A 12,428-nucleotide genomic window follows, 5' to 3' on the forward strand; every position below is an offset into this window, starting at 1 on the left:
CTTTAGCCATGGGACTCGAAGAAAAGCTGCCGAGCGGATTCCTGCTGACCACCGTCGAGCAGGCCGCGGGCTGGGTGCGCAAGTCGTCCGTCTTCCCGGCCACCTTCGGCCTCGCGTGCTGTGCCATCGAGATGATGACCACCGGCGCCGGCCGCTACGACCTGGCGCGCTTCGGCATGGAGGTCTTCCGCGGCTCACCGCGCCAGGCGGACCTGATGATCGTGGCCGGCCGGGTCAGCCAGAAGATGGCGCCGGTGCTGCGGCAGGTCTATGACCAGATGCCCAATCCGAAGTGGGTGATCTCCATGGGCGTCTGCGCGTCCTCGGGCGGCATGTTCAACAACTACGCCATCGTCCAGGGCGTCGATCATGTCGTCCCGGTCGACATCTACCTCCCCGGCTGTCCGCCGCGGCCCGAGATGCTGCTGGACGCGATCCTCAAGCTCCACCACAAGATCCAGACCTCCAAGCTCGGTGTGAACGCGGAGGAAGCGGCCCGTGAGGCGGAGGAAGCGGCGCTGAAGGCCCTGCCGACGATCGAGATGAAGGGGCTGCTGCGATGAGCGACGCCAACGGCACCGGCGAGGGGTCGAACGGGGTGAACCCCGAGAAGGACCTCGCCGCCGCCAACCTCCCCGGCCGGCGCGGCGAAGGCGGTGAGGAGATCCGCGTCCAGCGCGGCATGTTCGGCGCCAACAACGGCGGCGACACCTCCGGCTACGGCGGCCTGGTCCGCTCGGTCCGGCTGCCGGGACCCGCGAGCCGTCCCTACGGTGGCTGGTTCGACGAGGTCGCCGACGAGCTGGAGGGCGCCCTGGAGGAGCAGGGACTGGTCCCGGAGAACGCGATCGAGAAGACGGTCACCGACCGCGACGAACTCACCTTCCACATCGAGCGCGAGCACCTCGTCCGCGTCGCCCGCACCCTGCGCGACGACCCGGCCCTGCGCTTCGAGCTGTGCACCGGCGTCAGCGGTGTCCACTACCCGCAGGACAAGGGCCGCGAGCTGCACGCCGTCTACCACCTGCGCTCGATCACCCACAACCGGCTGATCCGGCTGGAGGTGAGCGCCCCCGACGCCGACCCGCACATCCCGTCGCTGGTCCCCGTGTACCCGACCAACGACTGGCACGAGCGCGAGACGTACGACTTCTTCGGGATCGTCTTCGACGGTCACCCGGCTCTGACCCGGATCATGATGCCGGACGACTGGCAGGGCCACCCGCAGCGCAAGGACTACCCCCTCGGCGGCGTCCCCGTCGAGTACAAGGGCGCCCAGATCCCGGCTCCGGACCAGCGGAGGTCGTACTCATGAGCACATCCCACGCGACTGGGCGCGAGACCACCGAAGGCACCGTCTACACGGTCACCGGTGGCGACTGGGACGAGGTCGTCCAGTCCGCGGCCCGCGCCGACGACGAGCGCATCGTCGTCAACATGGGCCCCCAGCACCCCTCCACCCACGGAGTGCTCCGCCTGATCCTGGAGATCGACGGCGAGACGGTCACCGAGGCCCGCTGCGGCATCGGCTATCTGCACACCGGCATCGAGAAGAACCTCGAATACCGCACCTGGACGCAGGGCACCACCTTCGTCACGCGCATGGATTACCTGACGTCGTTCTTCAACGAGACCGCCTACTGCCTCGCCGTCGAGAAACTCCTCGGCATCGAGGACCAGATCCCCGACCGGGCCACGATCATCCGCGTGCTCCTGATGGAGCTGAACCGGCTCTCCTCCCACCTGGTGTGCATCGCCACCGGCGGCATGGAGCTGGGCGCGACCACGATCATGATCTACGGCTTCCGCGACCGCGAGATGATCCTCGACCTGTACGAGCTGATCACCGGCCTGCGAATGAACCACGCCTACATCCGCCCCGGCGGACTCGCCCAGGACCTGCCGCCCGGCGCGGTCGACCAGATCCGCGAGTTCATCAAGAAGATGCGCAAGAACCTTCCCGAGTACGACAAGCTCGCCACCGGGAACCCCATCTTCAAGGCCCGGATGCAGGACGTCGGCTATCTGGACCTGGCGGGCTGCATGGCCCTCGGCGCCACCGGCCCGATCCTGCGCTCCACCGGCCTGCCGCACGACCTGCGCAAGACGCAGCCCTACTGCGGCTACGAGACCTACGACTTCGACATCCCGACCGCCGACACCTGCGACTCCTACGGCCGCTTCCTCATCCGCCTGGAGGAGATGCGCCAGTCGCTCCGGATCGTCGAACAGTGCCTGGACCGGCTCCAGCCCGGTCCGGTCATGGTCGCGGACAAGAAGATCGCCTGGCCCGCCCAGCTCGCCCTGGGCCCCGACGGGCTCGGCAACTCCCTCGACCACATCAAGACGATCATGGGCACCTCCATGGAGGCCCTGATCCACCACTTCAAGCTGGTCACCGAGGGCTTCCGCGTCCCGCCCGGCCAGACGTACGTGGCGGTCGAATCGCCCAAGGGCGAACTCGGTGTGCACGCCGTCTCCGACGGGGGCACCCGCCCCTTCCGGGTCCACTTCCGCGACCCGTCCTTCACCAACCTTCAGGCCATGGCGGCGATGTGCGAGGGCGGCCAGGTCGCCGATGTCATCGTCGCCGTCGCGTCCATCGACCCCGTGATGGGAGGCGTCGACCGGTGACCACCTCTTCTTCGGAGCGCGGCGTCAGCCTGGGCATGCCCGAACTGCCCGCGCCCGCCTACCCGGACGACGTCCGTGCCCGGCTGGAACGGGACGCGCGCGACGTCATCGCCCGCTACCCCGACTCCCGCTCCGCCCTGCTGCCGCTGCTGCACCTCGTGCAGTCGCAGGAGGGCCATGTCACCCGCACCGGGATGCAGTTCTGCGCGGATGTGCTGAACCTGACCACGGCGGAGGTCACCGCGGTCGCCACCTTCTACACCATGTACCGGCGCCGGCCCTCCGGTGACTACCAGGTCGGGGTGTGCACCAACACCCTGTGCGCGGTGATGGGCGGCGACGCGATCTTCGAGGCGCTCCAGGAGCACCTCGGCGTCGGCAACAACGAGACCACCGGCGACGGCAAGGTCACCCTGGAACACATCGAGTGCAACGCGGCCTGCGACTTCGCGCCGGTCGTGATGGTCAACTGGGAGTTCTTCGACAACCAGACCGTGCCCAGCGCGAAGCGCCTGGTGGACGACCTGCGCGCCGGGCGTGAGGTGACCCCCACGCGCGGGGCGCCGCTGTGCACCTTCAAGGAGACCGCCCGCATCCTGGCGGGCTTCCCCGACGAGCGGGACGGCGCCGTCGCCGCCGGCGGCAGCGCGGGACCCGCGTCCCTGATCGGGCTGCGCCTGGCCAAGGGCGAGACCGGGCCGGCCCGCGTGGTCCACCCGCGCGACAGCGGCCCGCAGGACAGCGGCCGCAAGGACACACCGCACGACGCACCGCACGACGCGCCACGGGACGAACCGCGGGACGCACCGCCCGTCGACGGGCCCCCGCCCGGCGAGCACCGCAGCTCGCACGACGCGCCACAGGACACGTCGGCCTCGGACCCCGCCCACCCGGCCGGGCCTGTCGCCGAGGAGGGGGAGTGATGACCTTGGCACCCGAGCTGAAAGGGACGAGCCCCGAGAAGCTGCTCGCACCCGTGCTGTCGGCCTTCTGGGACGAGGACCGGTCCTGGACGCTGGACGTCTACCGACGGCACGAAGGGTACGAGGGACTCCGCAAGGCGCTCGCCATGTCGCCGGACGACCTGATCGCGTACGTCAAGGACTCCGGTCTGCGCGGGCGCGGCGGGGCGGGATTCCCGACCGGGATGAAATGGCAGTTCATTCCCCAGGGCGACGGGAAACCGCACTATCTAGTTGTCAACGCCGACGAATCGGAGCCCGGAACCTGCAAGGACATTCCGCTCCTCTTCGCGAACCCGCACAGCCTCATCGAGGGCATGATCATCGCGTGTTACGCCATCAGGTCGTCGCATGCCTTCATCTATCTGCGTGGTGAAGTCGTCCCCGTGCTGCGGCGGCTGCACTCGGCGGTCGCCGAGGCGTATGCGGCGGGCTATCTCGGCGAGAACATCCTGGGCAGCGGGCTCGACCTCGACATCACCGTGCACGCGGGCGCGGGCGCGTACATCTGCGGTGAGGAGACCGCACTGCTGGACTCGCTCGAAGGCCGCCGCGGCCAACCGCGGCTGCGTCCCCCCTTCCCTGCTGTCGCGGGCCTCTACGCGTGCCCGACTGTGGTGAATAACGTCGAGTCGATCGCGTCGGTTCCCGCGATCCTGAACAACGGCAAGGAATGGTTCAGGTCGATGGGCAGCGAGAAGTCCGCGGGCTTCACGCTCTACTCGCTCAGCGGCCATGTCGCCGGTCCCGGGCAGTACGAGGCCCCGCTCGGCATCACCCTGCGCCAGCTGCTGGAGATGAGCGGCGGGATGCGCCCCGGCCACCGGCTGAAGTTCTGGACACCGGGCGGCTCCTCGACGCCGATGTTCACCGACGAGCACCTCGACGTCCCTCTCGACTACGAGGGAGTGGGCGCCGCGGGTTCCATGCTCGGCACCAAGGCACTCCAGTGCTTCGACGAGACGACCTGCGTGGTGCGGGCCGTCACCCGGTGGACCGAGTTCTACGCCCACGAGTCCTGCGGCAAGTGCACCCCCTGCCGCGAAGGCACGTACTGGCTGGTCCAGTTGCTCCGTGACATCGAGGCCGGCAAGGGCACCCTGTCCGACCTCGACAAGCTCAACGACATCGCCGACAACATCAACGGCAAGTCCTTCTGCGCCCTCGGCGACGGCGCCGCGGCGCCGATCTTCTCCTCGCTGAAGTACTTCCGCGAGGAGTACGAGCAGCACATCACCGGCCGGGGCTGCCCCTTCGACCCGGCCAAGTCGACTGCCTGGGCGGACCGCCCGGAGGTGAACGCATGACCGTGACCACCAGCGCCCCCACCGGTGGGGGAGAGGCGGCGGTCCCGCCCGAGGACCTCGTCTCGCTGACGATCGACGGCGTGGAGATCAGCGTGCCCAAGGGCACCCTGGTCATCCGGGCCGCCGAGCGGCTCGGCATCGAGATCCCCCGGTTCTGCGACCATCCCCTCCTCGATCCGGCCGGCGCCTGCCGCCAGTGCATCGTCGAGGTCGAGGGCCAGCGCAAGCCCATGGCGTCCTGCACCATCACCTGCACCGACGGGATGGTCGTCAAGACCCAGCTGTCCTCGCCGGTCGCGGAGAAGGCGCAGAAGGGTGTGATGGAGCTGCTGCTCATCAACCACCCCCTGGACTGCCCGGTCTGCGACAAGGGCGGCGAGTGCCCGCTCCAGAACCAGGCCATGTCGCACGGCCAGTCCGACTCCCGCTTCGAGGGCAAGAAGCGCACCTTCGAGAAGCCGGTGCCGATCTCCACCCAGGTACTGCTGGACCGCGAGCGGTGCGTGCTGTGCGCGCGCTGCACCCGGTTCTCCAACCAGGTGGCCGGCGACCCGATGATCGAACTCCTCGAACGCGGCGCGCTCCAGCAGGTCGGCACCGGCGAGGGCGACCCCTTCGAGTCGTACTTCTCCGGGAACACCATCCAGATCTGCCCGGTCGGCGCGCTCACCTCGGCGGCGTACCGGTTCCGCTCCCGCCCCTTCGACCTGGTGTCCTCGCCGAGCGTGTGCGAGCACTGCTCCAGCGGCTGCGCCACCCGCACCGACCACCGGCGCGGCAAGGTCATGCGCAAGCTCGCCGCCAACGACCCCGAGGTCAATGAGGAGTGGATCTGCGACAAGGGCCGCTTCGCGTTCCGCTACGCCCAGCAGCGCGACCGGCTCCAGACGCCCCTGGTGCGCAACGCCGAGGGCGACCTGGAGCCCGCGTCCTGGCCCGAGGCGCTCCAGATCGCCGCACAGGGGCTGCTCGCCTCGCGCGGCCGGACCGGGGTGCTGACCGGCGGGCGGCTGACGATCGAGGACGCCTACGCGTACAGCAAGTTCGCGCGCGTGGCGCTCGACACCAACGACATCGACTTCCGCGCGCGCGTGCACAGCGGTGAGGAGGCCGACTTCCTCGCCGCCCGGGTCGCGGGCCGCGGCCGGGACCTCGACGGTACGGGTGTCACGTACACCCTGCTGGAGAAGGCTCCGGCGGTGCTGCTGGCCGGGTTCGAGTCCGAGGAGGAGGCGCCCGGCGTCTTCCTGCGGCTGCGCAAGGCGTGGCGCGCGCACGGGCAGCGGGTGTTCTCGCTGGCCACGCACGCCACCCGCGGGCTGGAGAAGGCGGGCGGCACGCTGCTGCCGGCCGCGCCCGGCACCGAGACAGAGTGGCTGGACGCGCTGGCCGGCGGTGTCGGCCTGGAGACGCCCGGCGAGCGGGCCGCGGAGGCGCTGCGGGCCGAGGGCGCGGTCATCGTCGTCGGCGAGCGGCTGGCGGCCGTGCCGGGCGGCCTGACCGCCGCCGTACGGGCCGCGACCGCGACCGGCGCGCGGCTGGTGTGGATTCCGCGCCGGGCCGGGGAGCGCGGGGCGATCGAGGCGGGCGCGCTGCCCTCGCTGCTGCCGGGCGGGCGCCCGGCGACCGACCCGCGCGCGCGGGAGGAGGTCGCGGCCGTGTGGGGCGTGGCCGAACTCCCGCACCGCTACGGCCGTGACACCGGGCAGATCGTGGAGGCCGCCGTCTCCGGTGAACTCCAGGCGCTGCTCGTCGCGGGCGTCGAGACCGCCGATCTGCCGGATCCGGCACGCGCGCGGGAGGCGCTCGGCGCGGTCGGCTTCCTGGTGTCGCTGGAACTGCGGCCCAGCGAGGTCTCCCGTCTCGCCGATGTCGTCCTGCCGGTCGCCGCAGTTGTCGAGAAGGGCGGCACCTTCCTCAACTGGGAGGGCCGGGTGCGGTTCTTCGACGCCGCGCTCAAGCCCGACCAGCTGCCCCGGACGCTGCCGCCGACCGACGCGCGCGTGCTCCAGATGCTGGCCGACGCCATGGACGTCCACCTCGGGCTGCCGGATCTGCGCACCGCGCGGGCGGAGATCGACCGGCTCGGCGCCTGGGACGGCCCCCACGCGGGCGAACCGCGCGAGAGCGCCGTCCAGTTGCCGCGTCCCGCCGCCGGCGAGGCCGTGCTGGCCGGGCACCGGCTGCTGCTCGACCAGGGCGTCCTCCAGCAGGGCGACGCCGCCCTCGCGGGCACGCGACACGCCGCACACGCGCGTGTGTCGGCCGCCACGGCCGTCGAGGCGGGCGTCGCGGACGGTGACCCGCTGGTGGTGACCGGCCCCGCCGGGACCGTCGCCCTGCCGCTGCGGATCACCGAGATGCCCGACCGTGTGGTCTGGCTCCCGCTGAACTCCACCGGGGGCGGGGTCGCCTCCGACACCGGCGCCCTGCCCGGCTCCCTCGTCCGCATCGGCCCGGCGGCCGCCGCCGGCGAGGCCCCCAAGGAGGTGGAGGCATGAGCCCGTACTTCCTCGCCGCTGAAGACCTCTCGCTGTTCGGCCGCGACCCGTGGTGGCTGGTCGTCATCAAGGCGGTCTTCTGCTTCGCCTTCCTGATGGTGACCGTGCTGTTCTCCATCGTCTGGGAGCGCAAGGTCGTCGCCTGGATGCAATTGCGCATCGGCCCCAACCGGCACGGCCCCTGGGGCATGCTCCAGTCGCTCGCCGACGGCATCAAGCTGATGCTCAAGGAAGACCTCATCGTCAAGCGCGCGGACAAGGTGGTCTATGTCCTCGCGCCGATCGTCGCCGCCATCCCGGCGTTCATGGCGATCGCGGTGATCCCCTTCGGCCCGGCCGGCAACGAAGTCTCGATCTTCGGCCAGCGCACCACGATGCAGCTCACCGACCTGCCCATCGCGATGCTCTACGTCCTCGCGGTCGCCTCGGTCGGCATCTACGGCATCGTGCTGGCGGGCTGGAGCAGCGGATCGACGTATCCGCTCCTGGGCGGCCTGCGCTCCGCCGCGCAGATGATCTCGTACGAGATCGCCATGGGCGCCGCCTTCGCCTCGGTCTTCCTGTACTCGGGGTCGATGTCCGCCTCGGCGATCGTCGAGGCGCAGGCGGACCGCTGGTACGTGATCCTGCTGCCGGTCTCCTTCATCATCTACATCGTCACGATGGTCGGTGAGACCAACCGCGCCCCGTTCGACATGCCGGAGTCCGAGGGCGACCTCGTGGGCGGCTTCAACACCGAGTACTCGTCGATCAAGTTCGCGATGTTCATGCTCGCCGAGTACGTGAACATGGTGACGGTCTCGGCGGTGTCCGTGACGCTGTTCCTCGGCGGCTGGCGGGCCCCCTGGCCGATCTCCACGTTCTGGGAGGGCGCGAACCACGGCTGGTGGCCGATGCTCTGGTTCGTCCTGAAGGTGCAGCTGCTGCTGTTCTTCTTCATCTGGCTGCGCGGCACCCTGCCCCGCGTCCGCTACGACCAGCTGATGAAGCTCGGCTGGAAGGTGCTGATCCCGGTCTCCCTGGTCTGGCTGATGCTGGTCGCGACCGTGCGGACGCTGCGCAACGAGAACTTCGACTTCGCCGACATCGCGTTGTACGTCGGCGCCGCCGTCCTTGCGCTGCTGCTGATCTCGTTCGCCGTCGACATCTTCCGCGACCGCGGCAAGCCCGCCCCCGAACCGCCCGCCCAGGCCCCCGGGTTCGACCCGATGGCCGGTGGATTCCCGGTGCCGCCGCTGCCCGGACAGCAGCTGCCGCCGGTGCCCAGGCGCAGCCCGCGCCGGGACCGGGAGCTGATTGTCAGTGGCGGGCCCGATACTCACAGTGACGGATCGCTGGATGGAAAGGAGGCGTCCGATGGCTGAGGAGCCCAAGGAGACCGACCCCGGTTTCCAGAACCCCGTGGCCGGCTTCGGCGTGACCTTCAAGGCCATGTTCAAGAAGCGGCTGACCGAGCAGTACCCCGAGCAGCAGAAGACCACCGCTCCCCGGTTCCACGGACGGCACCAGCTCAACCGCCATCCGGACGGCCTGGAGAAGTGCGTCGGCTGCGAGCTGTGCGCCTGGGCCTGCCCCGCCGACGCCATCTATGTGGAGGGCGCCGACAACACCGACGAGGAGCGCTACTCCCCGGGCGAGCGGTACGGGCGGGTGTACCAGATCAACTACGCCCGCTGCATCCTGTGCGGCCTGTGCATCGAGGCGTGCCCCACGCGCGCGCTGACGATGACCAACGAGTTCGAGCTGGCCGACTCCAGCCGCGCCAACCTCATCTACACCAAGGAGCAGCTGCTCGCCGGTCTCGACGAGGGCATGGTCGACTCGCCGCACGCGATCTTCCCCGGGATGGACGAACAGGACTACTACCGGGGCCTGGTCACCGAGGCCGCCCCGGGCACGGTCCCGCAGCCCGCCGTCTCCAAGGGCGAGAAGCCCGAGGACCAGGGGGTGGACGCATGAGCGCGCAGCTCGCCGCCTACTCCACGTCCACCGGCGAGGCCGTCCAGTTCTGGATCCTCGGCACGGTCGCGGTGATCGGCGCCCTGTGCACCGTCTTCATGAAGAGGGCCGTGCACAGCGCGCTGTGTCTGGCCGGGACCATGATCGTCCTCGCGGTGTTCTATCTCGCCAACGGCGCCTATTTCCTCGGCGTGGTGCAGATCATCGTCTACACCGGCGCCATCATGATGCTGTTCCTGTTCGTGGTGATGCTGGTCGGTGTCACCGCGGCGGACTCCCTGAAGGAGACCATCAAGGGCCAGCGCTGGCTGGCCCTGGTGTGCGGTCTCGGCTTCGGCGTCCTGCTGGTCGGCGGGATCGGCAACGCCTCGCTGACCCAGTTCGACGGCCTGGCGACGGCGAACGCCAACGGCAATGTGCAGGGGCTCGCGTCCCTCCTGTTCACCCGGTACGTGTTCGCCTTCGAGATCACCGGCGCCCTGCTGATCACGGCCGCCGTCGGCGCCATGGTGCTCACCCACCGCGAGCGCATCGAGCGCGCCAAGACCCAGCGCGAACTCGCCGAGGAGCGCGTGCGCGAGGGCAAGCACCTGCCGCCGCTGCCCGCCCCCGGTGTGTACGCGCGGCACAACGCCGTGGACATCGCGGGCCTGCTGCCCGACGGCACCCCCTCCGAGCTGACGGTCAACCGGACGCTGCGCGAGCGCGGCCAGGTCCGTGATGTGTCGGCGGAGGCCATCAGCGACCTCAAGGCCCTGGAGCAGCGTTCGGAGGAACGCCTGGAGCGGGACGAGATCGAGCCCCCGCACCTCAAGCGGACCGAGGAGGCGTCGAAGTGAACCCCGTCAACTACCTCTATCTCGCGGCTCTGCTGTTCACGATCGGCGCGACCGGCGTGCTGATCAGGCGGAACGCGATCGTGCTGTTCATGTGCGTGGAGCTGATGCTCAACGCGTGCAACCTCGCTTTCGTCGCCTTCTCCCGGATGCACGGCAATCTCGACGGGCAGGTCATCGCCTTCTTCACGATGGTCGTCGCCGCAGCCGAGGTCGTGGTCGGACTCGCGATCATCGTGTCCTTGTTCCGCGCCCGCCACTCGGCCTCGGTCGACGACGCCAGCCTGATGAAGCTGTAAGGGGTCGGAAGAATCGTGGAGAACCTGATTGCGCTGCTGGTCGCGGCGCCCTTGCTCGGAGCCGCCGTGCTGCTGTGCGGCGGACGCCGGCTCGACGCGGTCGGCCACTGGATCGGCACCCTGCTGTCGTTCGTCTCGTTCGTCTTCGGGGTGATCCTCTTCGCCGACCTGCTGGGCCGGGGCGCCGAGGACCGCACACTGATCCAGCATCTGTACACCTGGATCCCGGTCGAGAGCTTCCAGGCGGACATCGCCTTCCGCCTCGACCAGCTGTCGATGACGTTCGTGCTGCTGATCACCGGCGTCGGCTCGCTGATCCACCTGTACTCGATCGGGTACATGGAGCACGACGAGCGCCGCCGCCGTTTCTTCGGCTATCTCAACCTGTTCCTCGCGGCGATGCTGATCCTCGTCCTCGCCGACAACTACCTGGTGCTGTACATCGGCTGGGAGGGCGTCGGTCTCGCCTCCTACCTGCTGATCGGCTTCTGGCAGCACAAGCCCAGCGCGGCCACGGCCGCGAAGAAGGCGTTCCTGGTCAACCGGGTCGGCGACATGGGCCTGGCGATCGCGATCTTCCTGATGTTCACGACGTTCGGCACGTTCGCCTTCGGGCCGGTGCTCGGCACCCCCGAGGCGCCGGGCCTGGTCGACGGTGCCAGTGAGGCGGTGCTCACCGGCATCGGCCTGATGCTGCTGCTCGCCGCGTGCGGCAAGTCCGCCCAGGTGCCGCTCCAGTCCTGGCTCGGGGACGCGATGGAGGGCCCGACCCCGGTCTCGGCCCTGATCCACGCCGCGACCATGGTGACCGCGGGCGTCTATCTGATCGTCCGCTCCGGCGCGATCTTCAACGCCGCGCCGGACGCCCAGCTCGTGGTGACCATCGTCGGCGCGGTCACGCTGCTGTTCGGTGCGATCGTCGGTTGCGCCAAGGACGACATCAAGAAGGCGCTGGCCGGCTCCACGATGTCGCAGATCGGCTACATGATCCTCGCCGCCGGTCTCGGTCCCATCGGCTACGCCTTCGCGATCATGCACCTGGTGACCCACGGCTTCTTCAAGGCGGGGCTGTTCCTCGGCGCCGGTTCGGTCATGCACGGCATGAACGACGAAGTGGACATGAGGAAGTACGGCGGCCTGCGGAGGTACATGCCGATCACCTTCGTCACCTTCGGGCTCGGCTACCTCGCGATCATCGGGTTCCCGGGGCTGTCCGGCTTCTTCTCCAAGGACAAGATCATCGAGGCGGCGTTCGCCAAGGGCGGCACCGAGGGCTGGATCCTCGGCGGCGTGGCCCTGCTCGGCGCGGCCATCACCGCGTTCTACATGACGCGCGTGATGCTGATGACGTTCTTCGGCGAGAAGCGCTGGCAGCCCGACGAGAACGGCCACGAGCCGCACCCGCACGAGTCCCCGAGGTCCATGACGATCCCGATGATCGTGCTGGCCGTCGGCTCGGTCGGGGCCGGCGCGTTCTTCAGCGTCGGCGAGCGCTTCGTGCACTGGCTGGAACCGATCACCCAGTACGAGCACGGACACCCGCCGGTCAGCGCCACCACCGTCACCCTGTCCACGGTCGCCGTCATGGTCATCGGCGTGGCCATCGCCTGGGCGCAGTACGGGCGCCGCCCGGTCCCGGTCGTCGCCCCCCGCGGATCCCTGCTCACCCGGGCCGCCCGCCGCGATCTGCTCCAGGACGACTTCAACCATGTGGTCCTGGTCCGCGGCGGCGAGCACCTCACCCGCTCCCTGGTGTACGTCGACCACAGCCTGGTCGACGGAGTCGTCAACGGCACGGCGGCCTCGGTCGGCGGCCTCTCCGGACGGCTGCGCAAACTCCAGAACGGCTTCGCGCGGTCGTACGCGGTCTCGATGTTCGGCGGTGCGGCGCTTCTGATCGCCGCGACGCTGCTGATGAGGGCGGTCTGAT

General features: G+C 69.6%; 11 protein-coding genes. All 11 read left to right on the forward strand.

Annotated elements, in window-relative coordinates; translation table 11 throughout:
- Nucleotides 1–8 precede the first annotated feature (8 nt).
- The 11 genes from ACFRFC_RS25200 to nuoL are packed head-to-tail and all read left to right on the forward strand — an operon-like array spanning nucleotide 9 to nucleotide 12,427.
- Nucleotides 9–563, forward strand: a complete 555-nt coding sequence (locus ACFRFC_RS25200) for a NuoB/complex I 20 kDa subunit family protein (protein ID WP_382680274.1) — start codon at nucleotides 9–11, stop codon at nucleotides 561–563.
- On the forward strand, nucleotides 560–1,315 hold the full coding sequence (locus ACFRFC_RS25205) for an NADH-quinone oxidoreductase subunit C (protein WP_382680275.1): 756 nt from the start codon (nucleotides 560–562) through the stop codon (nucleotides 1,313–1,315). The genes ACFRFC_RS25200 and ACFRFC_RS25205 overlap by 4 nt, the downstream gene beginning before the upstream one ends.
- Nucleotides 1,312–2,634: an NADH-quinone oxidoreductase subunit D gene (locus tag ACFRFC_RS25210; RefSeq protein WP_382680276.1), complete on the forward strand. Its 1,323-nt coding sequence runs from the start codon at nucleotides 1,312–1,314 to the stop codon at nucleotides 2,632–2,634. The genes ACFRFC_RS25205 and ACFRFC_RS25210 overlap by 4 nt, the downstream gene beginning before the upstream one ends.
- Entirely contained in the window at nucleotides 2,631–3,557 is a 927-nt protein-coding gene (nuoE, locus tag ACFRFC_RS25215; protein ID WP_382680277.1) for an NADH-quinone oxidoreductase subunit NuoE, read from the forward strand. Before ACFRFC_RS25210 ends, nuoE begins: the two co-directional genes overlap by 4 nt.
- Nucleotides 3,554–4,903 (forward strand): NADH-quinone oxidoreductase subunit NuoF, encoded by a 1,350-nt coding sequence (nuoF, locus tag ACFRFC_RS25220; protein WP_382680278.1) that lies wholly within the window; start codon nucleotides 3,554–3,556, stop codon nucleotides 4,901–4,903. Before nuoE ends, nuoF begins: the two co-directional genes overlap by 4 nt.
- Nucleotides 4,900–7,404 (forward strand): NADH-quinone oxidoreductase subunit G, encoded by a 2,505-nt coding sequence (locus ACFRFC_RS25225; protein ID WP_382680279.1) that lies wholly within the window; start codon nucleotides 4,900–4,902, stop codon nucleotides 7,402–7,404. Before nuoF ends, ACFRFC_RS25225 begins: the two co-directional genes overlap by 4 nt.
- Nucleotides 7,401–8,768, forward strand: a complete 1,368-nt coding sequence (nuoH, locus tag ACFRFC_RS25230) for an NADH-quinone oxidoreductase subunit NuoH (RefSeq protein WP_382680280.1) — start codon at nucleotides 7,401–7,403, stop codon at nucleotides 8,766–8,768. Before ACFRFC_RS25225 ends, nuoH begins: the two co-directional genes overlap by 4 nt.
- Nucleotides 8,761–9,363, forward strand: a complete 603-nt coding sequence (gene nuoI, locus ACFRFC_RS25235; protein ID WP_382680281.1) for an NADH-quinone oxidoreductase subunit NuoI — start codon at nucleotides 8,761–8,763, stop codon at nucleotides 9,361–9,363. The genes nuoH and nuoI overlap by 8 nt, the downstream gene beginning before the upstream one ends.
- On the forward strand, nucleotides 9,360–10,202 hold the full coding sequence (locus ACFRFC_RS25240) for an NADH-quinone oxidoreductase subunit J (RefSeq protein WP_382680282.1): 843 nt from the start codon (nucleotides 9,360–9,362) through the stop codon (nucleotides 10,200–10,202). Before nuoI ends, ACFRFC_RS25240 begins: the two co-directional genes overlap by 4 nt.
- A complete protein-coding gene (nuoK, locus tag ACFRFC_RS25245) occupies nucleotides 10,199–10,498 on the forward strand; it encodes an NADH-quinone oxidoreductase subunit NuoK (protein WP_351837913.1) in 300 nt (99 codons plus the stop codon). The genes ACFRFC_RS25240 and nuoK overlap by 4 nt, the downstream gene beginning before the upstream one ends.
- A gap of 15 nt (nucleotides 10,499–10,513) precedes the next feature.
- Nucleotides 10,514–12,427 (forward strand): NADH-quinone oxidoreductase subunit L, encoded by a 1,914-nt coding sequence (gene nuoL / locus ACFRFC_RS25250; protein WP_382680283.1) that lies wholly within the window; start codon nucleotides 10,514–10,516, stop codon nucleotides 12,425–12,427.
- Nucleotide 12,428: the final 1 nt, after the last annotated feature.

The organism is Streptomyces sp. NPDC056734 (assembly GCF_042790455.1).
In the GTDB taxonomy this organism is placed as follows: Bacteria; Actinomycetota; Actinomycetes; order Streptomycetales; family Streptomycetaceae; genus Streptomyces.